The organism is Bacillus sp. NMCC46 (assembly GCF_002998465.1).
Taxonomy (GTDB): domain Bacteria; phylum Bacillota; class Bacilli; order Bacillales; family Bacillaceae; genus Bacillus.
On sequence record NZ_PVQZ01000001.1, the window covers coordinates 901155 to 928040 of the forward strand.

The window sequence follows — 26886 nt, forward strand, 5'->3', positions numbered from 1 at the left end:
CTTTTTTACGTTGATTGCTGAATGCGGCCTACTTCTTCAATAAATGCAGCTGTCTGCTGCAATCCATCTTGCAGATGATGGGTAGCGGAAATAAACAGCTTTTCTTGACCTGGGTGCTTTAATAGCTGCTCCACCTGACCGATTCCTTTTTCAAATGAATGAAGACCTGTCTTTAATTGTTGATCCGCCTTTTGATAAGCGGCTGGAACTTCTTGATGAGCAAGCCCCTTTTGAATCACACGATCAAAGGCTTTCGTCGCTTTTTTCAATTTTTTATTTACTTGGATCTTTCCATGTCCATCTGAAATAAATTGGTCGGTCATGTTTTCATAAGCTTCATTTAACTCATCCATATAACGCTGAACCCATTGTTCATACGCAGCTTCTTTTGTGTCTTGTTTTGAAGGCGATTGACCTGCTTGCTGACAGGCTGCTAGTAATGTCACTGTCAATGTGAATAGCAGCATCAATTGCGATTGTTTTTTCATACAGAGCCTCCATTTCTTATTCCCATTCGTTCATATCGGTCAAAATAGGAGTATCCTTTACCACATACGAACACTTTGCAAGAAATGATTTCTTTTATTGTAACAGACGGCTCGTGTCACTTCTGCGATTTATGAGTAAATGGATGAAAATACGTCTAAGGATCCACATTTTCCTGTCATTTGGTTGACAGTCTACCGATACACTTAATAGACGACTGGATATATGGATTTGGTTTCAATAAGTTCATGGTGGATATTTTCTAATGAAAAGAAATACTTCGTTCGTGTCATCATGATGATGCCAAACGAAGTCGCCTTGTATTTTCCAAGTCTTAAATTATACATCCTGTTGATTTATTGAAGTTTACCTTTACAAGCAATCTCAAGCTCTTCGACTACTTCACCATCCTGAATGAGATATGCTTTTTCATGGAGATTGACAGCGGGACAAATATGATTTGGAATGATTTGCACCTTCTCACCGATCTGGACAGTCTGACGGAAGCCTTCGTGATAGATGATGGCATGCTCATCAAATACACTTGAAACAAATACATCATCATAGTCTTTTACTTTGCCTAGTCCTTTTGTTTTCGTCAGCCCTTTTGTACGGGTTTGAGCCGTGAGCCCTTTGGCTCCAACATCTGTAATGACACGAGCCTTTGTTGGCTTACTGATCACCGTCGTCAGCACAGCTGCCGCACAATGTGAAAAAGTGCCGATCACATTGGATTGAGAGGCATCCATGAAGATGTAAGTGCCTGGTCTGATTTCGGTGACTCCCTTTGGAATATCAAATTGAAATAAGAACGGCGGTGTTGATCCAATGCTCACCACCTCTAGCAGCATGCCTGCTTCTTTCGCAATCTGTGTAAACTGAAGCGTGCGATTCACAGCGTCTTCGTATAATGTCTGACAATGCGCTTTACTTTCCGCCTTATATGTATGTCCATCATGAGAAAAAATCCCCTTTAAATGAACGAAGTCACATGTTTGAATCGCCTGCAAGATTTGACGGAAATCACTCTCTTCAATGACACCAGATCTTTCTTCTCCAACTTCTATCTCAATTAGAACCTCCGCTTTTTTCTCTGCTCCACGAAAGACATGTTCAATTTGATGCACATGCTCTACACAATCTATTCCAAATGAAATTTGTATCGACTCTGCCAGCTTTCGAATTCGCTTGAGCTTTGTCTCGCCTACAATTTGATTGGCGATAAAGATATCTGTCAGCCCATGCGCCGCCATTACTTCCGCTTCTCCTACTTTCGCTACAGTTAAGCCAGATGCGCCCATCTCCTCCTGCACCTTCGCAAGACTAGGTGTTTTATGTGTTTTCGTATGAGGACGCAGTTTGACTTGCTGACGATCCGCATATTGCTGCATAGCAGCTAGATTCTCCATCATTACCCGTTTATCAATTAATAGCGCCGGTGTATCTAGTTCATCATAAGTCATCATCATATCCCCTTTCACTGCTGCTCGTTATATAAAATTTTATACGTTATAGTTAAATTATATAATTTTTTATATAATTATCAATGTTTTTTTCTTCGAGAAAGAAAGACGATATGCTAAACCCTCGCTTCATAAGGAGTCCAGCGGCTGTCCTGCCGCTGGTTTTAGTTAATATCTGTTCCGAAGCTCCCTTAATATAAAATCGTATACAAGGTTGAGCTGTTGTTCCTTTGGATACAGCATAAATTCTTGTTTTTTAGGAAGACCTCCATCAAGGCGATCTTGAAATTTCGTTCGGAGATACGCTGTTCTGTGCACCTGACTCTCAAATGATTTATATGAGACATCGAGTTTGACGGTTTGCTCATTTGTAAAGATGACCACCGTGTCTCCGAGGGATGATTCCTGGAAGGTATGAATGTATTTGTGGGAGATCCAGCCGCACTGAGGACGGTTGGATGAATAGGTTGGGAAGAAATACAGATGATTGGATGAGTCAATCACAATTGGAGGCTTGTGAGAAATTCCTATTACTTCATATGTTCCCGCTTTTCTGCCCGCATAGCTTGAGCCGAAGAATCTGCAGCTCCGTTCAATAATTTGCAGGGGCTTTAATTCAACGTAAAAGCTTGTCTCTCTTTCTATGACTTTTGAATATACTCTTTTTCCTTCTTCAACCGGAAGGACCGCCATTGTTGTTTGATTAATGACGTATGAATCTAAAGGTGTTTCACTAATTCCTGACACTTCATTTCCTCCTGTGTTAATTTTTGGTTATTTTAGATACTATTAATCTATCACCAACATATAAGAAACGACAGGATTTTTTCAAAATTTATTAAAAATCATCTTTTTATCGTATTTTTTAGTCCATTCGATCTATCGAAAAGCCTTTTTTAATGATATATCACATCCTGTCGATCGGACAAGAGATGTCGATTTCGCTCAAAAATAAATTGTCTAAAAATTATAAATTCTTGTTGATTTTTTCTCCGCCAATCCATATACTATAAAAAAGGCATCGGGGGGATTCTTTATGAAAGAGAAAAAAACGTATGCTGAGCTCATGAAGTCCCGCAACACCCAAAAAACCGAAGAAAACGGCGTCACTATTTTAGACATCTATATTCAAATGGTTTTAGATGAGGCGCTTTATAAACAGCGCTTAACCTTCCTTAGAGAAGAGATTGATAAGGCACTGGATCAGCGTGATGAAAAGCGATTCAACGACCTGTCAGCTCAATATGCAGAACACTGCTTACATCAATCATGATGATTTTACTTGCGGCAAAGAGACAGCAACTCGTCTCTTTACCGCAAGTTTTTTGTTTATCCATTTAAAATGGTTCCGCCATTTACATGCAGGATTTGTCCATTCATATAAGAGGAGTCTTCGCTCGCTAAAAATAAATAGCTCGGCGCAAGCTCTACTGGCTCACCAGGACGTTCCATTGGAACATCTCCGCCAAATTCTGAGACTTCATTTTCCGTAAAGGTCGATGGAATGAGCGGTGTCCAAATAGGCCCTGGGGCTACCCCATTCACTCTAATCCCCTGTTTAATGAGCGATAAAGATAATGATCTCGTAAATGTCACGACTGCCCCTTTTGTAGATGAATAGTCGATCAAGGTTTCATGCCCTTTATAGGCTGTAACAGATGTGGTATTAATGATACTGCTTCCTTTCTTTAAATGAGGAAGAACCGCTTTTGTTAAATAAAACATGGCAAAAATATTCGTTTGAAATGTTCGAAGAAGCTGATGCGAGGTAATCTGTTCAATGCTTTTTTGCGGATGCTGTTCCCCGGCGTTGTTCACCAAAATATCGATGGAACCGAAAGCATCCTTCGTTTTTTTGACGACCTCGTTTGAAAACGCCTCATCTCCTAAATCACCTGCAATTAAAATGGCGCGGCCTCCCGCCTTTTCAATATAGTCCTTCGTTTCCTCTGCATCGCGGTGTTCACTCAAGTAAACAATGGCGACATTGGCTCCTTCCTTCGCAAATAAGACCGAGACTGCTCTTCCGATCCCGCTGTCTCCACCTGTCACAATGGCTGTTTTCCCTGCTAACTTTTTATCCGGCACCTCTCGATCAAAAACAGGTCTAGGGTTCATTTTATATTCCAGACCTGGACGTTCATTTTGATGCTGAGGCGGCAATGTTTTCTTCGGCTGCTTTGTTGACACGTCTGTCCACTCCTTCCTTTTATCTTGTTTATTTTTATGTGTTGGTTATTTTTTTATGTATGTCGAACTTGTTTCCTTTCAAATGTATGATTTTCATTATTGTGGAAAAATTATACACAACAAGTCACTAACTGGAGGCGACAACATGAAACAAGAACATAAAGGATCGGAACAGGCAAAATCGTTATGGATAGCAGAAAGTCAGAAGCATTCTTTTCCTGCTGTACATGAGGATCTCACAGCAGATGTCATCATTGTTGGCGGCGGTATTACCGGTATCGCTACTGCGTTTGAAATGACAGAGCGCGGGCTGGATGTCATCCTCATTGATGCCGATCAACTGCTGCAAGGTACGACCGGACATACGACAGCTAAGATTACCTCACAGCACGATATGTACTACCATGAGCTGATTCAGCAAATTGGCATGCCCAAAGCTCGATTGTATGTAGAAGCAAACGAGAAAGCAAAAGAGCTGATTCAAACTCGTGTCAAAGAGTACGACATCGATTGTCAGCTAGAGATAAAAGATGCTTACCTTTATACAAAGGAAGAAAGCGGTGTAAAAAAGTTAAAGAAGGAATTAGATGCCTACAAACAGCTTGGAATTGACCGAGAATGGAAAACAGCGCTTCCTTTTGATGCTGACATCAAAGCTGCCCTAGCAATGACGCAGCAGGCACAGTTTCATCCCCTTCATTATCTAAATGCACTAATCGACCAGCTCCTAGAGCGAGGTGTACGTATTTTTGAACAGACTACCGCTGTTGACGTGAAAGAAGGAAACCGCCCTGCTGTCGTCACAAAAGACGGCCATCACCTGACAGGACGCTATATCATTTCCTGTTCGCACTTTCCTTTTTATGATGGGAAAGGACTTTATTTCACGCGAATTCACCCAGAGCAATCTTATGTGGTAGCAGCCAAAACAACGAAGCCGCTCCCAGACGGGATGTATTTAGGAATCGACCAGCCTGCTCATTCTTTAAGAACCGCAGAATGGCATGGTGAGGAAGTGGTTCTCATCGGAGGAGAAGGCCATAAAACTGGACAAGGCGGGGATGAATCTGCTCACTATGAAGGATTAGAAAGGTTTGGAGACGCCACCCTTGGAATTGAAGAGGTGCTGTATCGCTGGTCGACACACGATATGGTCACAATGGATCAAATCCCTTACATTGGCCGCCTGACCAAACACCACCAAAATATCTTCGTTGCGACCGGTTTTAGAAAATGGGGCATGACGACAAGCCATGTCGCAGCCACTCTTATCAGTGATTTAATTGAGGGAAAATCGAATCCATACGAATCGATTTTTACGCCATCAAGACCTGTTTCTGACTCTTTCGTCAAAGATTTTATTAAAGAAAACAGCAATGTCGCTGCCAAGCTGATCAGTGGTAAATTAAAACGAACCGATCAAACAATTGATGATTTAAAGCCAGGCGAAGGCGGCATTGTATCTTACGAACATAAAAAATGCGGCGCCTTTAAATCAGAGGACGGGAATATCTTTCTTGTGGATACAACGTGTACTCACCTAGGCTGTGAAGTCGCTTGGAATAATAGCGACCGCACTTGGGATTGCCCGTGTCACGGCTCACGTTTTTCCATTACTGGAGAGGTAGTAGAAGGCCCAGCAAAGAAACCACTAAAAAGGTCTTATAAAGAACAGTAAAATTTTACTGATTCCCTTTAAAAAATCCAATATTATCCGATAAATAATATAAAGTCTGATAATTTGTGATGATTATGGGGGGACCAAAACATTGTTATTTAAAAAAGAGACGAAAAGAAAAAACACTGCTTTTTTCACACAGCAGGATGATGGAATAAAACGAATCAACTTTTTAAACAATACGGATATCGCGAAACAAATCAAAATGATAGACCTGACGCAGCATGACCTCTTTATTCTAAAACAGCTCAATCCAATTGTTCAGGAGGATATTGCACATATCGTTGATAAATTTTATAAAAATTTAGAAGTCGAATCTTCCTTGATGCATATCATTCAAGATAATAGTTCTGTCGAACGTTTGAAAAAAACACTCCGCATTCATATTAGTGAAATGTTTGCAGGTGTGGTTGATGAAGCCTATGTGGCAAAACGAATTAAAATTGCGCAAGTTCATTTACGGATTGGCCTCCAGCCTAAATGGTATATGGCAGCATTCCAGGATCTTCTGCTATCGATTATGGATTTATTTGCTCAGCATATCCAAGATTTCAAAGAATATCAGACAGCAGTCAAAGCGACGACGAAAATCTTAAATTTAGAGCAGCAGCTTGTCCTGGATACATTCCAAAATGAATATTCTAAAATTCGTGATGAAGCAGAACAGCAGCAGCAGGAGCTTCATACAAAAATCACAGAAACATCAAATTCGCTTGCTTCTCTCTTCTCAAACACAACAAATGCAGTGGACAAGCTTGTATCAAAATCTGATGAGATGGCGGACATGTCGCAAGCTGGAACGCAAATTTCAGCACAGGTCGAGGAAAAATCGATCGGCGGTAAAAAAGAATTAGAAATTCAACAAACACAAATGAACCAAATTGATGGCAGCATGACAAAGATTGAAACAGAAATTAAGCGTTTAGAAGAAATCGCCAAACAGATTGAACAAATCTTTGGGATTGTCACAGGCATTGCAGAGCAGACGAATTTGTTATCTTTAAATGCCTCAATCGAATCTGCACGAGCTGGTGAACATGGTAAAGGCTTTGCTGTCGTCGCAAACGAGGTTCGTAAATTGTCAGAGGACACAAAGAAAACGGTTTCAACCGTGTCTGAACTCGTCAACAATACCAATTCACAAATCTCCATTGTGTCTCAGCACATTGGGGACGTGAATTTACTCGTGACAGACAGTAAAGAAAAAATGACTCAAATCAATTCGCTCTTCGATGATATCGTCAGCAGCATGAACTTAAGTAAAAACCAAAATGGAAAAATTGAAATCGACCTTCAAACCTTCCTTAACGAATTGAAGGAAGTCAAACAAACGGTGTCCCAAGTTGCCAGCTCAGTCGAATCCTTAACAAGTCTCACAAATCGCTGATCCAGTCTTTTTTCTTCTGCTTTAGTATAATAGAAGAAAAGATAGAAAAGGCGGGATTTGCTTGACAACAATTTGCCTAGTCAGACACGGGGAAACAGATTGGAATGCAGCGAAACGAATTCAAGGGCGAACAGATATCCCTTTAAACGACACTGGTAAATGGCAGGCTGAACAAACGGGACTTTACTTAAAGAATGCCCATTGGGATGTTGTCATTTCCAGTCCACTCACAAGGGCAAAAGAAACGGCTCACTTGATTTTAAAACATGTAGATGCGCCTCTTGTCATCATGGATGATTTCATTGAACGTGATTATGGTGACGCTGAAGGCATGTCGTTTGAGGAGCGCCAAAAGCTGTTTCCAGATAAACAGTATCCAAACATGGAGCCGCTTGAGGCGATTCAAGATCGAATGGTAGAAGGCATTGAGAAAGTCAGAGCAGCCTATCCAAATCAACAAGTCCTGATCGTGGCACACGGCGCTGCTATCCATGCTTTACTTACCACCTTAGCGGATGAACATCTGGGTCTAGAGAACTCGAGACTTGTCAATGCTTGCTTAAATTATGTGGAATGGAAAGATGGTGAATGGAAGGTCCTTGATTACAACGTGGTCAGCCATTTAACTCAATCCTCCCCTTCTTAAAGAACCTGTTATTGTAACAGGTTCTTTTTAAATGACAAAAACAAAAAAATAATATTTTTTTATATCGAAATTCGAAATAGATGCTAGACGTTTCTACCTATTTTAAGGCTTTTCGGGTATCGAATATTTGTCCGAAAATGGATCATAAGAAAAAAAGCACACTTCCTTTTTAATAGATAACCGCTGAAACAGCAGAACAAACATATTTTCCCAACGTTTCCAAGTGACTTAATTCCCCAATTTCCGCTAGGACTTTCACAAAAATTCGGGTCTACTCTTATTTGCCTACTTCCCTTAAACTGAATATACAGAATAATCAAACGAATCATTCTTATAGACTACGAATGATTATTCTGAAATAAGAAAAAAGGGATGTGGATTGTGCGTGAAAAAGAAAAATGTGATGACAAGTGTTTTATTGGCTGTCCCTCTTCTGTTTTCAGCAGGGTTTGGAGGCTCCATGGCAAATGCCGAGACGGTCTCAAAGTCAGCTAGTGAAAAGAGCTATATTGTTGGCTTTAAAGCCTCTGCCACCACAAACAGCTCTAAGAAACAAGCCGTCACTCAAAATGGCGGAAAACTAGAAAAGCAATATCGTCTTATTAATGCCGCACAAGTAAAGATGTCCGAACAAGCCGCAAAAAAACTTGAACATGACCCTAGCATTGCTTACGTAGAAGAAGACCACAAAGCAGAAGCATATGCACAAACCGTCCCTTATGGAATCCCTCAAATCAAAGCTCCAGCTGTACACGCTCAAGGTTATAAAGGTGCTAATGTCAAAGTAGCTGTCCTTGATACTGGAATCCACGCTGCACATCCTGACTTAAATGTTGCAGGCGGTGCCAGCTTCGTCCCTTCAGAGCCAAATGCCACCCAAGACTTTCAATCACATGGAACTCACGTAGCCGGAACCATTGCTGCCCTTGATAACACAATTGGTGTTCTTGGGGTCGCTCCAAGTGCTTCCCTATATGCTGTTAAAGTATTAGACCGCAATGGCGACGGACAATACAGCTGGATCATTAGCGGTATTGAATGGGCTGTAGCCAATAACATGGATGTCATCAATATGAGCTTAGGTGGACCAAACGGTTCAACAGCGCTTAAAAATGCCGTTGATACAGCAAATAACCGCGGAGTCGTTGTTGTGGCGGCCGCAGGTAATTCAGGTTCCACTGGCTCTACAAGTACAGTTGGCTATCCAGCAAAATATGATTCTACAATTGCCGTTGCCAATGTAAACAGCAGCAATGTCAGAAACTCGTCTTCCAGCGCAGGTCCTGAATTAGATGTTTCTGCACCTGGTACTTCTATTTTAAGTACAGTACCAAGCAGTGGATACACATCTTATACTGGAACTTCTATGGCGTCTCCTCATGTAGCAGGAGCAGCAGCGCTTATTCTTTCTAAAAATCCGAACCTATCAAATTCACAGGTTCGCCAGCGCTTAGAAAACACGGCAACACCGCTTGGTAACTCCTTCTATTACGGCAAAGGGTTAATCAACGCTCAAGCGGCTTCTAACTAAACAAGCGCGAAAAAAATCCGGCTGATCCAGCCGGATTTTATTTGTTTATTGCTTCCTCGACGTTTCCTCTTTTTCCGCTGCATTTTCCATCTCCATGATTCTCTCCATCATGGTTGGGTGTCCATAGCGGAAGACCTTCACTAAAAGCGGTGGATTCACCTGAGACAGCCCTGATTTTGCAAGCTTTTGAAAAGACGTCACCCCTGCCTCTCCGTCTTTTGTCAGGTTTACCGCATATTCGTCAGCTGCTCGTTCTTGATGTCTTGAAACTGCATTTGTAAAAGGTGAAGCTGCAAATGACAGCATCGATACGATAATGAGAAGAAGCGGAAGAGCAGCGATGTCGTTTGACACCCTCAGCCGAAATGGAACTGCTCCCTTTTGATAAAAATAAAAATAGAGACGGTCGATCGCAAAAAATCCGGCAAGTGACAGCACTAGATATCCTGCTAATCCTATATAGACATGCTTCATGACGTAATGTCCCATTTCATGTGCCATAATAAATAAAATTTCGCGATCTTTCAGCTTTTGCAGTGTCGTATCCCATAACACAATACGCTTATTTTCACCAATCCCTGTGACATAAGCATTCATTGTATTCGTTTTCTCAGACATATTGACCTCATATACATGATCTGCCGGGATATGTGCTTTGTCTGCAAGCGTTAAGATCTTGTTCTCAAGAGCTTGATCCTTTAGTGGATAAAAATTGTTATATAACGGATCAATGACGACCGGCTGTATAAAGAAGAGAAATAGCGTGAAGGGGACTGTCAAACACCAAGCATACAGCCACCAACGCTTTCTTCTTTTTTGAATGAGCCAAAAGAATACAATAGCACATAGGGCAAGAAGTGGATATTGAATCCAGAAATCCAGTATTTGATCTTTAAACCAGCTTGCCGTACTTTGAGCAGATACTCCGTAGTGCAAAGACAGCTGATAGCCAATCCACTTAATGGGCAATGAAATCAGCATTGTCAAAAGCGACAACACAAACACATATACAAGTTTGCTTAAAAATGTGAAACGAGCTGCTGCCAGGCTCCAGTCTGCTATTTTTCGTGAAAACCCTGAAATGAGCAGAAGAAAAAAAACATACCAATCTAATGGAATTGTCATGAAATACAGCAGATTACGTATGTTCGAGAAATTCTCGCTGATGACAAGTTCATGGCTTGTCATAAAGGTATGCGGATCTGCACTTGTTCCTTTTACACTTTCAGGAACCGATGAATCCCCAAATAGAAACAAATAAGAATAAATAAAAAGACCGTACAATATGTAAGCTACCGTTGCAAGAGCTACCCATTTACGTACTCGCACTGGTCAGCCTCCTTTCCATCCCTCTCTCTATTCTAATCAACCATTTTTTTGTTTAGAACCTGTCTCATGTGGCTCCATCATAGCATGCCCCATCTGAAAAAGCTTTCGCGAAAAAAATGATTATGCTACTCGAAAATCGGAGATGCTACATATAAAACAGAGAGTTGGAGGATTAAAATGAAGAAAATCCTTGCAGGAGTTGTGATCTTTGGACTTTTACTCATTACCTTCTTTTATGTGTTCAGCCGGACGAGCGAAATCTTTGATGAGAATCGAGCAGAAAAATTGCTGCTTTCACCTGTAAACGAGTCCATATCTTATGAAATAGATGATAAGGACACAGCAGAAGATTTAATAGAAGAATTAAACAAAGGCAAACAAACAAGCAATCATCTTAAGAAAAATTTAAAGGAACCAGATTATATCGCCAAGGTGATGTACGGCCGAACAAACGGCACCACCTTTCAGCTCTGGACGAGCCGTTCACAGGTCGTTTTTTTAGTAGATGGCACGTATTATGAACTGAATCAAAAACAGTCTAATTCTTTTCAGAAACAGTTAAAAGAAGCGATTCAAAAGGGCTAAAATGATCTTTATTTTAGCCCTTTGTCTTCTTTTCAGCGCGATAGAAAACCTTTTCAGACCTGAATGCGAGGGTTTGTCTACATGCTGAGGGAGCCTCCTCATAAGAGACTCCCTTTTTTTATTTACTTTCCTCTGCTTGATACTTTTCCTTTAGTGCTCTTCTTAAAATTTTACCTGTTGTGTTCTTTGGAATATCATCTATGAAATGGATCGTTTGGGGCTGCTTATATTTCGCTAAAAAGCGTGAACAATGTGTGATGATGTCTTCTTGATCGATGTGAGCATGTTTCTTAGGGGAAATGTAACAGACGACAGCTTCTCCGGTGTTCGGATCTGGCACACCGATGACGACGGCTTCTGCTACAGCTTCATGTTGATAAAGCACTTCTTCTACTTCTCTTGGATAAACATTATACCCGCCAACGAGAATCATATCCTTTTTCCGGTCGACAATATAAATGTATCCTTCTTCATCTCTTCTCGCTAAATCACCGGTATACAGCCAGCCGCCTCTTAGTGCAGCTTCAGTATCTTCTGGCATTTGATAGTAGCCTTTCATAATGTTTGGTCCTTTTGCTGTCAGCTCTCCGACTTCATTTGGACCGACTTCTTCTCCCAGTTCATTCACGATCTTATTCTTCACATTCATAATGTCGGTCCCAACTGAACCGGGTTTTCTTTTTCCATCAAGAGGATTGAATGCAGTTACTGGGGAAGCCTCTGATAATCCGTAGCCCTCCAGCACCGTGACACCAAATTTTTTCTCAAAACCGTGAAGTAAGGCAACAGGCATTGAGGCACCGCCAGATATACAAATCCTCACTGAGGACATCGCTTCCTCGTGCCCTTCCTGGCGGTACAAATAGTTATACATAGTCGGAACACCAACAAATAACGTTGGCTTCTCTTTTTCCATCATACGCAAAAGCTCCGATGGGCTGAAATGCGGCATGACATAAATGGTCGCGCCATGAATCAATGGTGCATTCATACAAACCGTTAAACAAAATACGTGGAACATCGGCAAAGCGGCAATGACCTTGTCCTTTTCATCAATGGATAGGTACTCAGCGACGTCTCTGGCATTTGAATAAAGGTTGAAATGAGTCAGCATCGCACCCTTTGGTTTTCCTGTCGTGCCAGATGTAAATAGAATAACTGCCGTATCGTCCTGATGAATAGAAGGATGCACGTTCTCTTTCGCATGACCAGACACAAGCTTTCCAAAGAAGACAAGACGATCAGATACTTCCTTAAAACTTGATCTGCATGCAGATTCATTTTCTGCACAAATAATCACTCGTTCAATAGACGGAAGCTGTTCGTACACCTGCTCGTACACTGGCAGTAGCTGTTCAGGGGCAACAATCCCTTTTACATCACCTGTAATCAGCATATAGCCAATTTCACTAGGTGTGTATGTTGGATTGACTGGTACTACGACAAGTCCTGCCTTTAAGGCACCAAAAAAAGAAATGACAAAATGCGGTGAATTTCCTAAAATAAGCGCGATATGATCCCCAGCTTGAAACCCTTCGTTGACTATTCCATCTGCAAATCGCTCGATACTTGTCATCAGCTCTCGATAGGTCCACTTATTTCCTTCAAAGATCAATGCGATATTTTCTCCTTTCGTCATCGCCGTCTGCTCTAGATTTTTGATCAAATCCATTCTCCCACCCCTTACATGTCATCAATGAATGAATAGCCATTCATTTTATGGCCAAACATTCCTCCTTTCTATTATAATAGACAATCGAAAAAATCCACAAGATCAAATGTGAATCGCTTTCATTTCTTTCAATCAAAAAAGCACCGCTATCTCTAGCCGTGCTTGTCCCTTTTAATAAATCAAATCAAGAAAATCCTCTTTTGATACGTTGCCGAAGTAGTGGCGCATATCCATATCTTCTAATACGCCGCTGATCGTTTTGCGATCATATTGCTCCCCAATGAGTCTTTTTTCAATATCAGCAATATCCCCTACACCAAAGAAATCACCAAAGATTTTGCAGTCTTGGATGATGCCTTTTTTCACTTCTAATCGAAGATCAATGGAGCCGGCTGGGAATCTTTTAGAATGCTGTAAATTAAATTTCGGTGAACGGCCGTAGTTCCATTCCCATTTTTGATATCGATCCCGAGAAATCTCGTGAATCTTTTCCCAATCCTTCTCAGTCAACTGATATTGAGGGACATCCCCATTCGTATCGAAAATGTAACTTAGAAGAATTTTTCTAAATTCTTCTGTTGTCATCTTTTGATCCATCAATTCACTAATATTGGCAACCCTGCTTCTAATGGATTTAATGCCTTTTGATTCAATCTTTTCTTTTTTCACATTTAAAGCCGAAACGACATGTTCGATTTCTGAATCAAATAGCAGCGTGCCATGGCTGAAAATACGTCCTCTTGTAGCGAACTGGGCATTTCCAGAAATTTTTCGCCCATCTGCCATGATGTCATTTCTCCCGCTTAATTCCGCTTTGACACCAAGCTTTTCAAGCGCTTTGATGACTGGCTCGGTGAACTTTTTGAAGTTATGGAAGCTGTCCCCATCGTCTTTTGTGATAAAGCTGAAGTTTAAGTTTCCTTTGTCATGATAAACTGCGCCACCACCAGACAGGCGGCGGACAACTTTGATGCCGTTGTCTTCTACATACTTCGTATTGATTTCTTCTATTGTATTTTGGTTCTTTCCAATAATAATCGACGGCTGATTGATGTAAAACAGCAAATACGTTTCATCAGGATCTAAATATTTTAAGCAATACTCTTCTATTGCCAAATTAATCATTGGATCATAATGTTGTTCGTTATCGATAAACAGCATCTCTATCTTCCTTCCTTGTTCCATCTAAGCCCTGAATGGGCAAGCTGTATATTGCCAGTATATAACGCCTGTGCTTCATTGACTAGGTCTTTATGACGGCCAAAATGGGGCAGATGGGTGATGATGAGTTCCCCAACATTTGCTTCCTTTGCAAGCTTGCCCGCCTCTGTACTGTTCATATGTCCTGCACTCGATCCGTCCTGTCCAGCATAAAAATTGCTTTCAGCAATCAGTAGATCTGCATCCTTGCTAAATGGGATAAATGCGTCCTGATAACTTGAGTCTGCTGTATACACCACCACAGCATCCCCTGCCTGAATTCTCATAGCATAGCATTCTGCCGGATGAACCGTTCTCAAAAAATCAATTTGAAATGGACCAATTTGAATACCCTCTTCTGGCTGATAAGCCTCTGCCTTAGTATGTACATCATCCGCAAGTCGCCCAAATGCTTTTTGATCACCCGTATGTCCATAGATCGGAAGCGGACCGCTGCTTTTTCCTAAATGATATCCCACTAGCTTCGCATATTGGAGAGGTCCGATATCCGCAATATGATCGTGGTGATAATGAGAAAGGAAAACAGCATCTAGTTCTTCTATATCAATGTATTGCTGCAGTTTGGAAAGAACACCGCTCCCGCAGTCTACAAGCAGACGAAAGCCATCTGATTCAAAAAGGTACCCTGACGTCGCTTCACCAGCGGCCGGAAACCCTCCGTAGCATCCAATGACAGTTAATTTCATCGTCATTTTCCCCTCCTTTTCTAAAAATCCCCTTCTTACAATATACCCATTTTTCATGAAAAAAGCATTCTTCTTGCCTATTGTTACAAAACAGATTGACAATTATCAATCTGTTATAATACAATAATAGCAACAAAACGTATTGGAGGATGACAAATGCTAGGAAAAATCACTGAGTTTTTTAGAAATTTGCCCTCAAAGAAATGCACAAAATGTGGAAATGATTTAATGGAACAACACGAGTGTTACGGTAATGAATGTGAGGAATGCTCACAAGTAAGTTATCTTAAATAAGGTAAAAAATTGAAATAAAAAGCACTTTTTTCCTCCATCGTCAGTTGGAGTCAAAAGTGCTTTTTATTTTTTCTGAAAAATAGGTAAAAAGGTAAAACCCTTGTCATAAAAGGGTTTTTTAGTATTTTTATATGATGAGTTTTAGTTCTGAAGACACTTTTTATTGACTTGAATCAATAAAGGAGGTTCTAAATGTTCATTTTTTCAAACAATTTTGTATTTTCTTAATATAATTTAATCGTGGACGAGCCTCTTTAATTTTAGTTATACTTTAATTCATATATTAAAACTTAATATGATGGGAATATTCCTTTAATGAATATGTTAGGGAGGAAATCTATGAAAAAATTAAAATTTGGATTAGCTACACAAATCCTAATCGGTCTTATTCTCGGTGTCGTTGTTGGGGCAATCTTTTTCGGTAACCCAGGCGTTGAGACTTATTTAAAACCAATTGGAGACTTCTTCTTAAGACTCATTAAGATGATTGTTATACCAATTGTCGTATCTAGCTTAATTTTAGGTGTTGCAGGTGCCGGTGATGGTAAAAAAGTAGGGAAACTTGGTTTTAGGACTATTCTTTATTTTGAAATTATCACAACATTTGCGATTATTCTTGGTCTTGCGCTTGCAAACTTTGTTCAACCTGGTGCAGGCGTTGACTTTGGAAATACGGAAAAACAAGATATTAGCCAGTATGTTGAAACGGAAAAAGAGCAAAGCAGCAAATCAGTTGCTGATACGTTCCTTCATATCGTTCCAACGAACTTCTTCCAATCATTGGCGGAAGGTGATTTGCTTGCAATTATTTTCTTCACTGTGTTATTTGCTCTTGGCGTTTCAGCCATTGGTGAACGCGGCAAACCAGTGCTCGCCTTCTTCGAAGGTGTATCACACGCCATGTTCCATGTCGTCAATGTTGTGATGAAAGCTGCACCATTTGGTGTCTTCGCACTCATTGGTGTGACTGTATCAAAATTTGGTCTTGAATCTCTTATTTCATTAGGTAAGCTTGTAGGTCTTGTTTATTTTGCGCTCGCTCTCTTCCTTATCGTTGTATTCGGAATTATTGGAAAGATGATTGGCGTCAATATTTTCAGATTTCTTGCTTACATGAAAGACGAAATGCTTCTTGCCTTTAGTACATCCAGCTCTGAAACAGTTTTACCAAGAGTCATGGATAAAATGGAGCGCATTGGATGTCCGAAGGGAATTGTTTCTTTCGTTATCCCAATCGGTTATACGTTTAACCTAGACGGCTCCGTACTGTATCAAGCTATTGCTGCGCTTTTCCTTGCACAGGTATATGGCATTGACCTCACGATCGTCCAGCAGCTCACACTTGTTCTTGTACTGATGGTGACATCTAAAGGAATGGCTGCCGTTCCTGGCACTTCCTTTGTTGTATTACTCGCAACATTAGGAACGATCGGTGTACCTGCTGAAGGTCTTGCATTTATTGCAGGTGTGGATCGTATCATGGATATGGCGCGAACAGTTGTTAACTTAACAGGAAATGCACTTGCAGCTGTTGTGATGTCTAAATGGGAAGGACAATATGACCCTGAAAAAGGACATCGCGTGATGACTGGACAAGAAGTACCTGAACCGACACAGCTTTCAAGCTAACGAAAAAGAACCCCATCTATCGGGGTTCTTTTTTTATGCCGTGATTAATTCTGATTGAACATAGTGATAAAGGAGATTCGCTGTATGGACGAGAGAATCTTCATGTGTTCGTTCAAATGCATGCGAGGAATCTATGCCAGGACCAATCAGTCCATGAATGATATCATACCCTGCTCTAATGGCTGCTGATGCATCAGAGCCGTAATAAGGGTAAATATCTAGACGGTAATCAATATTGTTCTCCTCTGCTAATGCGGCTAAATGCTTGCGTAATCCATAATGATAAGGACCGCTTGAGTCCTTCACACAAATAGACACACTGTATTCATCTGTTGATTGACCATCGCCGATAGCTCCCATATCGACAGCGAGGTATTCCACCGTTTCTTCTGGAATATTGGAATTTCCACCGTAGCCAATCTCTTCATTATTGGAAATTAAGAAGTGCGTCGTATGCGGCAATGTGATGTTTTCCTTTTGAATGCGGTGGATGAGTCGCAGCAAGAGCGCCACACTTGCCTTGTCATCAAGGTGTCTTGATTTAATAAAACCTGAAGACGTCACTTCCACTCTAGGATCAAATGAGATAAAGTCCCCTACTTGAATGCCAAGTGCTTTGACATCGTCTGCATTTTGCACCTTTTCATCGAGTCGGATCTCCATATTCTCTTGGTTTCGTTTTGCTTTTCCCGCATCCGCATAGACATGAACTGACGTTTGATGCATGAGAATGGTTCCTGTGTATGTATGGCCTGAAGCGGTTTCAATTTCACAGTATTCACCTTCGATTGAGTTATACTGAAAGCCTCCAATGAGTGCAAGACGAAGCCGTCCATTTGATTTAATCTCCTTTACCATCGCACCAAGCGTATCGACATGTGCTGTCAGCATGCGGTGTTCCTTATCATCGGTTCCTTTAATAGTGGCAATTAAGCCGCCCTTTCGATTTCGTTTTGTCTCAATATTTACATCCTGTAAAAAGCGTTCAACAAAGCCAATCACCTTTTCTGTATTCCCTGACGGACTTGGGATCGATACGAGCTTTTGAATCAGCTGAACGGTTTCGTTTACTTCAGTTGTCATTCGGCATTTCCTCCTTTGTCTGAAAGCAATTCCTTCCATGTATGCCTTTTATAGCATCTCTTCTTAAAATATATCGCTTCGGGTTCAAGATGTCTAATTTCAAATCAAAAATCCTTCCTCTATCAAGAGAAAGGATTCATTGATTAAGCTTCGTCTTGTTTCATTTTTCTTACGTTCCAAGCAAAGTATACGGTTGTTGCCGCCATCATGATGATCGCAACTGTTCCAAGAATCGCTGCTTGGTGCCATAAATAGCTGTCATCACCGCTTGCAATGATCGTTCTAAATCCATTGATTGTATATGTCATTGGAAGCAGACTATGAATGACTTGGAAGAATTTCGGCACAAGCTCAAGCGGGAATGTACCAGCACTTGCTGCGAGCTGAAGAACTAAGATAATGACGGCAATGAAGCGTCCTGGGTTCCCCATTGTTGTGGCTAGCAGCTGAATAATCGCTAAGAATGTCAGACTGACGACGATCGCAAAGAGATAGAAGCGCCAGAGACTTTCCACCTCAAGACCAAGCCCAAAGATGAGCATAGTACTTGCAATGACTGCTTGCAGGATACCGACAAGCAAAAGCACGCTATATTTGCTGACAAACCATTCAAACGCATTTCTAGGGCGTCCAGCAGGGTCTTTCATTGGGAATACAACGGTGAGCATTAGAGCCCCAACAAAGAGTCCCATGGATAAAATATAAGGCGTGAGCCCTGTTCCATAATTATCAATCTTTTTCGCTGTATCGTTTTCTGTTTTAACAGGGCTTGCAATCATATTGTAATTGTCTTGATTTGCATCAATTTCACCTGTTTCATCAGCAGCGCTTTTCAATTTATTGGACAGTTTACCTGTACCGCTCTTTAAATCTCCCAATCCTTTATCAAGCGATTTTGAGCCTTCGGCAAGCTTAGATGTATTGCTTTGGATATTTGTTGAACCACTTTCTAGCTTATTTAACGCTGCGCTAAGCTGACTTGATCCACTTGCAAGCTTATCCGCTCCGCTTTTCGCCGTATCAAGCTTTCCATTTGCTGTTTGCAGACCATCTTGTAATTGGTCTTGACCTGTTTGAAGCTTCAGTGCACCTTGATACAATTTATTCGTACCTGATGTCATTTGGTCGATCGCGTTTTGTATCGCGACGGTAGACGTGTACAGCTGTTCTGTTTTCTTTGGCAGCTGTTTGACTTGCTGCAGCTGCGCTTTTGCAGATGCAACTGCTGATTGAACCTCACTTGCATCAGGCAGTTCCTGCAAGGCCGCTAAGCTTTGTTCGAGTCCAGACAGATCAGGCAGTTCGATTTTAGGCAGACTGTTCAGCTGATCCATTGCCGCCTTTTTCTCTTCATCTGTCATAGAGCTGTTTTGGATAATGCTTTTTACTTTAGCATCTCGATTTGATAGTGCTTCTTTTAATGAAGCAAGTTTTGTACTGAACGTTTTTGCGTCTTTTTTCACCTGATCGAGTTTAGGCGCCATCTTTTCAAGATTCGCTAATTCTGGTGACGATAAGACTTTTTCTACTGCTGCAATTTTTTCTGAAAAGGATTGTGCTTTATTGTTTAGCTGCTCAATGCCCGCTGTGAATTGCGGCATTTTAGAAGCGAGCTGCTGATGTCCTTCACGGCTTGTGTTTAATCCTTCGGTTAATGTATCAATTCCTGTACCAAGATCTCCAAATTTCTGATCAATGGTTTGATAGCCTGTTAAGAGCTGACCGAGCCCACTGTCTAGAGAGTGTATGCCTGTGTTCAGTTCACCCATTTTCCCTGCGAACTGATGAACACCTTCGCTATAGGTTAACGTACCTTCAGCCAATTTGGCTAAGTTGTCTTTTAACTTTGTACTGCCATCTTTTGCGCTTTTTGTTCCGTCATCAATTTTCTTCGCGCCATCGCTTGCTTGATCTAATCCTTTTGCAATCGTTTTGAAGTTATCAAAGATGACCTCGGCGTAATTTTTTGTGACTTCCTTTGAAACCGAATCTTTTAATTTGATAATGGCATTATTCGCAATTTGTGACGCCGCATAGTTTGCGCCTGGATTCGTATAATATTTCAGATTCGATTTTTTCGGATGTTTATCTAACACTGTACTTGCATTTTTCGAGAAGTCTTTTGGTATTTCCACAACGAGATAATAATCCTCGTTATTTAATCCCTTTACGGCCTTTTCTTCACTATCGACAAAATTCCATTTGAAATTATCGTTTTTCTTTAATTCCTTCACTAAATCATCGCCGACATGAAGGGTTTTCCCGTCATAATGACTGCCTTCATCCAAGTTGACAACCGCTACAGGCAGTTGATCAACTGTACCATATGGATCCCAATATGCTTTTAAAAATACACCACTGTAAATCAGCGGAATAAATAAGACAGCTAAAATCGGGATCAGTAGTTTTTTGCTCGTTACAATGTCTTTCCATTGATTCCGAATTAAATTCATTGCTGTTTTCCTCCCATAGATGAATGACTAAATATAAAATTTGGTCATATGAACTCAAAAAAAAATTATGTTGTTGCAGATAGTCCTTTTAAGACATAAAGCTCCAGCGATTCGGCTACCTCTTCTTTTGTTAAAGGCTCGTATCGCTTTTCCCAATCAAAAATCAGTGCAATATATAGTTTCACCATCACAAATGCAGTCAATTCAGGATCACAAGGCTTAATGTCGCCTTTATCCATCGCTTCTTGTACTTTCATTTTGATATAGCGAATGATCATCTGCTCCATCTTTTCGATCATTTCCTTGACCGCTGACGTGCCAAGCTCCGCATTTTCCTGAAAAATCTTAATTGTGAGCTGGTGGTTTTTTCGAAATTCTAAAATTGCAAAGAGTGCTAAGTGAAGGTTTTCAGAGAAACTATTCTTCTCATCAATCGCCTCATCCGCAATTTTCCTCATCTCTAGTAAAAGGGATGTGAAAATTTCATCGAACAACTCTTCTTTGTTTTTGAAAAATGTATAAATGGTACCTTTCCCGACGTTGGCAAGCTTCGCCACGAGGTCCATTGTGGTCGCTTTATACCCGAATTGAGTAAATGCCTTCGTCGCACCATCTAAAATCATTTGTCTCCTATCAACACTCATGATCTCACTCCCGAAATGACTATTTGAACGTTTTGGTCATTAAGTACAGAAAGTAATATACCATATCCTTTTCCCCGGATGCAACAACTTTGTTCACATTTATGATTCCCAACTCTTTTCGAATGATTCGAACATGAAAAACTCCCTTTCCATGACAGAAAAGGGAGTTGTTTTTTATGAAAATAGATACGATACAGCTTCTGAGATGGCGGCTTTTCCTTGATCAATACAATCAGGGATTCCAACACCTTCAAAAGCAGCACCTGTGATATAAACACCAGGATATGATTGCTTAAACGTTTCTCGCATGTTCGAAATAGCTTTTTGATGACCGACGTGATATTGCGGCATACTGGTCTTCCAGCGAGTCACTGTCGTCAATTCTGGATCTGCTTTAATATCCATGATTCTCTTTAAATCTTCAAGCACGATGCTGACGATTTGACTGTCTGACTGCTCGACAATCGATTCGTCGCCAGCTTTTCCGACGTACGCACGCAATAGCGTTTTTCCTTTCGGAGCTGTATGCGGCCATTTTTTGTTTGTCCATGTACAGGCCGTAATAGAGAAATCACTGTTTCTTGAGATGACAAAACCAGTGCCGTCATATTCATTATGAACATCCTCTTCTTTAAAACCAAGTGCTACCGTTGCAACAGAAGTAGAAGTCATGTCATGCAAATACTCAAGCCCTGCTTCTTGAGGAAACATGGAATAGATCGATTGATGCGGAGTCGTGACAATGGCTGAATCGGCAAAAAGCGTTTGACCGCTGTCTAATTGCACACCATAGCCTCCCTCTGTTTTTTCAATCTGCTTCACTTTTGTCCCTTTATACACCGTTGTCAGCTTGAGCTTACTTTCTACTGCTTCCACAAGCGACTGCAGTCCTTGATTGATCGTTTGGAACTGTCCTTGTTTTTTCGCAGTCACTTGCTGTGCTTTCGCATGCTGCTGTGATTTTTTCATCCCAAGAATCAAACTGCGATGCTGCTGTTCTGTTTGATAAAATTGCGGGAAGGTGGACATTAAGCTCAGGCGGTCAATATCCCCTGCGTAAATGCCTGATAGAAGCGGCTCGATTAAATTCTCAACGACCTCATCACCCACACGTCTTCTAAAAAATTCACCAAGCGACTGATCTTCGGTCTCCTTGCTTTTTGGCAACACGAAATCCATCGCCGCTCTCGCTTTTCCCGCAACTGAAAAAAGACCAGTTGTAATAAATGGGCTGATTTGAGTTGGAATACCCATCACAGCACCCTTTGGCATCGGATGAAGGGTTTCGTTGACTAGTACATACGCTTGCCCAGTTTCATTATTGACGAGCTGATCGGACAAACCGACATCCTTAGCCAGCTGCGGTCCACTGACCTTTCTTTCTAAAAATGAATCAGGTCCACGTTCGATGATGTAGCCGTCTTTATATAATGTTTGTATTTTTCCACCTAGCCTAGGGCTCGCTTCAATAAGAGATATTTGAATCGGAAGACCTTTTTCTTCGACTTCCTTTTCCAAATAGAAGGCGGCGGCTAAACCAGTGATGCCACCGCCAATGATGACAAGGTGTTTTTGATTGTCATGCATAGGATCGCCTTCTTTTATATGATTACTTGCTTTCGTCAAGCTTCTTTAATACGACTGTTGCCAGAGCATCAATAAATGCTGGTTTCGCATTTGGCATTTCTGGACGATAGTAGGCTGCACCAATTTCATCTGTCACGACTTTACATTCATAATCGTTGTCGTATAACACTTCAAGATGATCAGCGACAAAACCAACAGGCACATACACGAATGTTTGATAGCCTTTTTGTTCAAATAAATCCCGCGTTAAGTCTTGCACGTCTGGTCCAAGCCATGGATCCGGCGTGTTGCCTTCACTTTGCCAGCCAATTTCATAGTGTTCAATTCCCGCACCTTCCGCAATCATTTTGGCCGATTGTGCGAGCTGATCAGGATATGGATCTCCTGCTGCAATAATTTTTTCAGGCAGACTGTGTGCAGACACAATAAGTACCGCGGAATCTCGTTCCTCTTGACTCATTGATGCATACGTATCCTTCACTTGTTTCACCCAATAGTCCACAAACTTCGGCTCATCGTACCAGCTTTCAACCGACGTAATCTGTAAATTGCCCAGCTTGTCTGCCTCATCTTGTGCACGTTTGTTATACGATTTCACACTAAAGGTTGAGAAATGCGGCGCAAGAACGATACTCACGGCTTCTGTAATGCCGTCCTTGTGCATTTCAGCAACTGCATCCTCAATGAAAGGCTCGATATGTTTTAAGCCAATGTAGACATGAAATTCAATGTCGTCTTGAATGTCATTCAAGTGCTCACACAAACCATTTGCCTGCTGCTCTGTAATTTTTGATAAAGGAGAAATACCGCCGATTGCCTTGTAGCGATCCTTTAAATCTTGCAGCATTTCTGGCTCCGGCTTTCTGCCTCTACGAATATGTGTATAATAACGCTCAATGTCTTCTTCTTTATATGGGGTGCCATATGCCATGACAAGAAGCCCCATTTTCTTTTTCTCCACAACCAACACTCCTTCAGATCATTTGAAATAGTTTAGATGGATGTTTTTTTATGTTTAGCTGAATAGTCGTGAATAAAATCGGTCAGCTTCTTTAACGTATCTGGTGAAACATCTGGAAATACCCCATGACCTAAGTTAAAGATGAAGTGATCTGATTTCATCCCTTGATCTAAAATATCTTTTGCTCTCTCTTCAATGACTTCCCAAGGAGAAAGTAAGATCGTTGGATCAAGATTCCCTTGTAACGTTTTTGCGAGCCCTTCTTTTCGAGCTTCGTCTACACTCATACGCCAATCCAGTCCAACGACATCTAGCGGCAGGTCATGCCAATCTTTCACCAGATGGCTTGCCCCAACTCCGTACATGATCATTGGTACATTTTCACTCTTCAACTCTGTGAAAATTCGCTGCATGACAGGTTTAATGAATGTCCGGTAATCTGCTGCATTTAAAGCACCAACCCATGAGTCAAAGATTTGAAACGCACTGACCCCTGCTTTTACCTGCGCGCGTATGTACGTGATCGTCATATCAGCTAATTTGTTCATGAGCAGCATCCATGTCTCAGGCTCACTGTACATTAGCGCTTTTGTTTTATGATAGTTTTTAGATGGGCCGCCTTCAATCATATAGCTAGCCATCGTAAATGGTGCACCAGCAAAACCGATGAGCGGTACATTCAGCTGCTCCTTCGTTAAAAGCTGAATGGTGTCAAGCACATATGGCAGGTCTTCTTCAGGATGAAGTGCCCCAAGACGTTCGATATCTGCTTTTGTCCGTATCGGTGAATCAATCACAGGTCCAATTCCATTTTTAATTTCAACGTCCACTCCAATAGCCGGAAGCGGGGTCATAATATCTTTATATAAAATCGCGGCATCTACACCATATTGTTCTACAGGAAGTCGTGTTACATAAGCGCATAATTCTGGCTGATGCGTAATTTCAAATAGCCCGTATTTTTCTTTAAGGGCACGATATTCAGGCTGTGAGCGTCCTGCCTGCCTCATATACCAAACTGGTACATGGTCTGTTTTTTCCCCTTTGCACGCCTTTAAGAACGTGTCATTAAAAGCCTTCGTTTTTCCCATTACCTTTCATTCCACCTTTCGCCTTACACTCTCTTTGTATAAGGCTCAAACACTGCTTTTACTATACCGCTTTTTCAAGGCACGGTATACTAAACCGGCTCATTGTTCAAAAAATCGCCGAATATTAACGTCCAAAAGCCTCTGGCTTGACATATGGACTGCCTTCTCCTTCTTCTTGCGTTTGGGTATTATATGGAACCACCTTATACTCCGCATCTGAAAACACATTGGCATACGGCATTGTGTAGCTGCCCACGCCTGTCACTGAATCGATCATCGTCTCGTTTCCATTTCTCTTTTCATAAATACGGTATTCAACCCGTTTATCCTCTTGCTTGTCCCAAGACAGCTCTAATGTAAACAACCCTTTGATTTTAAACGCATAGCGGGCTTCAAATCCTGAAAGTCCCTCTAAATGGATTGGCGCTTGAAGTTCTTTAATCCCCTCTGGTTTTTCAAACGTTTCATTGGTGATTTGGCCTGCCGTTAAAATATCCTTAAACAGCTGAACCGGGTATTGACTGCCGCCAGTTAAATAGTGACTGTTATCGGTTTTGTCATACCCCATCCAGATGGCACCTGTTGTACTTGGCGTATAGCCGGCAAACCAAGCATCTTTTGTTGCACCTTTCACACCTGAATATGTGGTCGTGCCTGTTTTACCTGCTAAATCTCCAGCATATGAACCGCTCTGAGCTGTTCCGCCTTTGACGACTTGTTGCAGCATTCTTGTCATATTCCAAGCATTCTGAACGCTAAACACTCGTTCTGACTTACTGTGATTCTTCTCTACCGTTTCTCCTTCATCATTGGTGATTTTCTGAATGAAGAAAGGCTTTTTATATACGCCTTCATTTGCAAATGTGTGGAAAGCTCCAGCGATTTGAAGTGGAGAAACCCCTTTTTCTAAACCGCCAAGCGCCATGGCAAGTCCTTGATCCGAAATATCTATTCCCATTTTCTCGAGATATGATTTCGAGGTATCAATGCCAAGCTGGCTTAATGTCCACACCGCAGCTGTATTCTTACTTTTCATGAGGGCCTCCACCATCGTGACCTTGCCTTCATACTGCCCATCGTAATTCTTTGGTGAATAGCCGTCATAGCTTTTTTCTTTGTCTTCAAGCAGGGAATAAGGCCGGAGTTTTTTCTCCTGCATTGCCGGACCATATACCGCGATCGGCTTGAAAACAGATCCAGGCTGTCTAACAGCGGTAACCCTGTTATAGCCCCTTGCTTGATATTCTCGTCCTCCAATCGCTGCTTTTACTCCGCCAGACTCGTTATCAATAAAGACGGCACTGCTTTCAGGAGAACCGCTTTTTCCCGGGAAATAACGGTTGTTTTTCATCGCATCGTAGGCGATCTTTTGCAGATTCATATCGATCGGAACTGTAATGGTATAACCGCCTTGAAGCAATTGTTCATGTGAAATGGCATACTCTGATTCTGCTTCCTTAATGATGAGATCGACATAGCTGTCCACCCAAGGTGTTTCTGATTTCTTTTTCAAATGAATGCCTAGTGTTCTCCCTTTTGCTTCTACTGTTTCTGTTGATGATAAATATCCTTGCTCATTCATTAAATTAAGGATGGTGTCCCGCCTTTGTTTATTTTTATCAGGGTGTAAAACAGGCGAGTAAGTAGACGGCGCTTTTGGCATCGCAGCGAGTGTAGCCCCTTCACTGACAGTTAAATCTTTCACATCTTTACTAAAGTAATAATTGGCTGCTGCCTGAATACCGTAGACGCCATGACCGAAGTAAAGCTGATTCAGATACATCTCGAGCAGTTTATCCTTTGAATAATCTCTTTCTAAATTAATGGCAATAATGACTTCTTTTGTTTTTCGAAGAAAGGTTTTGTCATTTGTGAGAAAAATATTTTTTGCGAGCTGCTGAGTGATTGTACTGCCGCCCTCTACCTTTCCTCCTGCTAATATATCTCGATAAACCGCCCTTGAAATTGACTGTGCATCAATACCATGATGCTCATAAAATCGTTTGTCCTCGACAGCCACAAAAGCTTTCGCTACTTTATCAGGTACATCCTTTAATGAGACAGGGTCCCGATTTTCTGAATACATACTTGTAAGTTCTTTTCCATTCTGATCAATGATTTGGGATGAAGCGTGAAAAACAAGCTTCTTTTCATCTATGACATAATGTCCTAAAAATAAAATGGTCAGATAGCCAATAAATGAAAGTACGATGGTACTTCCTGCAATGACTAATGGAATGATTATCTTCTTTTTCTTCAAATTAGGTCAC

General features: G+C 41.2%; 23 protein-coding genes and 1 pseudogene. 9 read left to right on the forward strand and 15 right to left on the reverse strand.

Annotated features, from left to right (window positions below; all coding sequences use genetic code 11):
- Positions 1-5 precede the first annotated feature (5 nt).
- The 3 genes from C6Y01_RS04610 to C6Y01_RS04620 form a co-directional block, all read right to left on the reverse strand.
- Positions 6-488, reverse strand: a complete 483-nt coding sequence (locus C6Y01_RS04610) for a hypothetical protein (RefSeq protein ID WP_060595940.1) — start codon at positions 486-488, stop codon at positions 6-8.
- A gap of 354 nt (positions 489-842) precedes the next feature.
- A complete protein-coding gene (locus tag C6Y01_RS04615; protein WP_106037878.1) occupies positions 843-1949 on the reverse strand; it encodes a D-TA family PLP-dependent enzyme in 1107 nt (368 codons plus the stop codon).
- Between the two features lie 168 nt (positions 1950-2117).
- Positions 2118-2696: a competence protein ComK gene (locus tag C6Y01_RS04620; protein ID WP_095284986.1), complete on the reverse strand. Its 579-nt coding sequence runs from the start codon at positions 2694-2696 to the stop codon at positions 2118-2120.
- A gap of 289 nt (positions 2697-2985) precedes the next feature.
- Between C6Y01_RS04620 and C6Y01_RS04625 the strand changes: the two genes are divergently transcribed.
- The gene (locus C6Y01_RS04625; protein ID WP_008348804.1) at positions 2986-3222 is read left to right on the forward strand and encodes an IDEAL domain-containing protein; all 237 of its coding nucleotides are present in this window, start codon (positions 2986-2988) and stop codon (positions 3220-3222) included.
- A gap of 56 nt (positions 3223-3278) precedes the next feature.
- On the opposite strand, the gene C6Y01_RS04630 is transcribed toward C6Y01_RS04625, so the two are convergent.
- Positions 3279-4139, reverse strand: coding sequence for an SDR family oxidoreductase (locus tag C6Y01_RS04630; protein ID WP_095284985.1), 861 nt, complete (start codon positions 4137-4139; stop codon positions 3279-3281).
- Between the two features lie 145 nt (positions 4140-4284).
- Between C6Y01_RS04630 and C6Y01_RS04635 the strand changes: the two genes are divergently transcribed.
- The 5 genes and pseudogenes from C6Y01_RS04635 to C6Y01_RS04650 all read left to right on the forward strand — a co-directional run bounded on the left by C6Y01_RS04635 (position 4285) and on the right by C6Y01_RS04650 (position 9381).
- Positions 4285-5817: an FAD-dependent oxidoreductase gene (locus C6Y01_RS04635; protein WP_095284984.1), complete on the forward strand. Its 1533-nt coding sequence runs from the start codon at positions 4285-4287 to the stop codon at positions 5815-5817.
- Between the two features lie 91 nt (positions 5818-5908).
- Positions 5909-6448: pseudogene (locus C6Y01_RS19355) on the forward strand (protoglobin family protein); the annotation flags it as partial.
- Between the two features lie 240 nt (positions 6449-6688).
- Positions 6689-7204, forward strand: a complete 516-nt coding sequence (locus tag C6Y01_RS19360; protein WP_407707228.1) for a methyl-accepting chemotaxis protein — start codon at positions 6689-6691, stop codon at positions 7202-7204.
- 61 nt (positions 7205-7265) lie between these two features.
- A complete protein-coding gene (locus C6Y01_RS04645; protein ID WP_106037879.1) occupies positions 7266-7850 on the forward strand; it encodes a histidine phosphatase family protein in 585 nt (194 codons plus the stop codon).
- A 385-nt stretch (positions 7851-8235) separates the two neighbouring features.
- Complete coding sequence (locus C6Y01_RS04650; protein ID WP_034663897.1) at positions 8236-9381, forward strand: serine alkaline protease SapB; 1146 nt, start codon at positions 8236-8238, stop codon at positions 9379-9381.
- Positions 9382-9426: 45 nt separating this feature from the next.
- Here C6Y01_RS04650 and C6Y01_RS04655 read toward each other — a convergent pair whose 3' ends face one another.
- The gene (locus C6Y01_RS04655; RefSeq protein WP_034663538.1) at positions 9427-10710 is read right to left on the reverse strand and encodes a M48 family metallopeptidase; all 1284 of its coding nucleotides are present in this window, start codon (positions 10708-10710) and stop codon (positions 9427-9429) included.
- Between the two features lie 177 nt (positions 10711-10887).
- On the opposite strand from C6Y01_RS04655, the gene C6Y01_RS04660 reads away from it, so the two are divergent.
- The gene (locus C6Y01_RS04660) at positions 10888-11295 is read left to right on the forward strand and encodes a YhfM domain-containing protein (RefSeq protein ID WP_095284981.1); all 408 of its coding nucleotides are present in this window, start codon (positions 10888-10890) and stop codon (positions 11293-11295) included.
- Positions 11296-11413: 118 nt separating this feature from the next.
- Here the strand turns inward: C6Y01_RS04660 and C6Y01_RS04665 are convergent, their stop codons facing one another.
- The 3 genes from C6Y01_RS04665 to C6Y01_RS04675 form a co-directional block, all read right to left on the reverse strand.
- Positions 11414-12967 (reverse strand): fatty acid--CoA ligase family protein, encoded by a 1554-nt coding sequence (locus C6Y01_RS04665; protein ID WP_095284980.1) that lies wholly within the window; start codon positions 12965-12967, stop codon positions 11414-11416.
- Between the two features lie 171 nt (positions 12968-13138).
- Positions 13139-14128, reverse strand: coding sequence for a lipoate--protein ligase (gene lplA / locus C6Y01_RS04670; protein ID WP_095284979.1), 990 nt, complete (start codon positions 14126-14128; stop codon positions 13139-13141).
- A gap of 2 nt (positions 14129-14130) precedes the next feature.
- The gene (locus tag C6Y01_RS04675; protein ID WP_189318686.1) at positions 14131-14874 is read right to left on the reverse strand and encodes an MBL fold metallo-hydrolase; all 744 of its coding nucleotides are present in this window, start codon (positions 14872-14874) and stop codon (positions 14131-14133) included.
- A gap of 156 nt (positions 14875-15030) precedes the next feature.
- Between C6Y01_RS04675 and yhfH the strand changes: the two genes are divergently transcribed.
- A complete protein-coding gene (gene yhfH / locus C6Y01_RS04680; RefSeq protein ID WP_008359029.1) occupies positions 15031-15168 on the forward strand; it encodes a protein YhfH in 138 nt (45 codons plus the stop codon).
- Positions 15169-15507: 339 nt separating this feature from the next.
- Positions 15508-16797, forward strand: a complete 1290-nt coding sequence (gene gltT / locus C6Y01_RS04685; protein ID WP_034663550.1) for a glutamate/proton symporter GltT — start codon at positions 15508-15510, stop codon at positions 16795-16797.
- A 33-nt stretch (positions 16798-16830) separates the two neighbouring features.
- Here the strand turns inward: gltT and C6Y01_RS04690 are convergent, their stop codons facing one another.
- From C6Y01_RS04690 to C6Y01_RS04720, 7 genes are all read right to left on the reverse strand, one after another.
- Complete coding sequence (locus tag C6Y01_RS04690; protein WP_034663552.1) at positions 16831-17880, reverse strand: M42 family metallopeptidase; 1050 nt, start codon at positions 17878-17880, stop codon at positions 16831-16833.
- 143 nt (positions 17881-18023) lie between these two features.
- On the reverse strand, positions 18024-20333 hold the full coding sequence (locus tag C6Y01_RS04695) for a YhgE/Pip domain-containing protein (RefSeq protein WP_106037881.1): 2310 nt from the start codon (positions 20331-20333) through the stop codon (positions 18024-18026).
- Between the two features lie 65 nt (positions 20334-20398).
- The gene (locus C6Y01_RS04700; RefSeq protein ID WP_034620016.1) at positions 20399-20977 is read right to left on the reverse strand and encodes a TetR/AcrR family transcriptional regulator; all 579 of its coding nucleotides are present in this window, start codon (positions 20975-20977) and stop codon (positions 20399-20401) included.
- Positions 20978-21151: 174 nt separating this feature from the next.
- Entirely contained in the window at positions 21152-22564 is a 1413-nt protein-coding gene (hemY, locus tag C6Y01_RS04705; RefSeq protein ID WP_095284976.1) for a protoporphyrinogen oxidase, read from the reverse strand.
- 22 nt (positions 22565-22586) lie between these two features.
- Positions 22587-23525, reverse strand: coding sequence for a ferrochelatase (hemH, locus tag C6Y01_RS04710; protein ID WP_034663560.1), 939 nt, complete (start codon positions 23523-23525; stop codon positions 22587-22589).
- Positions 23526-23557: 32 nt separating this feature from the next.
- Positions 23558-24616, reverse strand: coding sequence for a uroporphyrinogen decarboxylase (gene hemE / locus C6Y01_RS04715; RefSeq protein WP_034663562.1), 1059 nt, complete (start codon positions 24614-24616; stop codon positions 23558-23560).
- Between the two features lie 124 nt (positions 24617-24740).
- Positions 24741-26876, reverse strand: a complete 2136-nt coding sequence (locus tag C6Y01_RS04720; RefSeq protein ID WP_034663567.1) for a transglycosylase domain-containing protein — start codon at positions 26874-26876, stop codon at positions 24741-24743.
- Between the last annotated feature and the right edge of the window lie 10 nt (positions 26877-26886).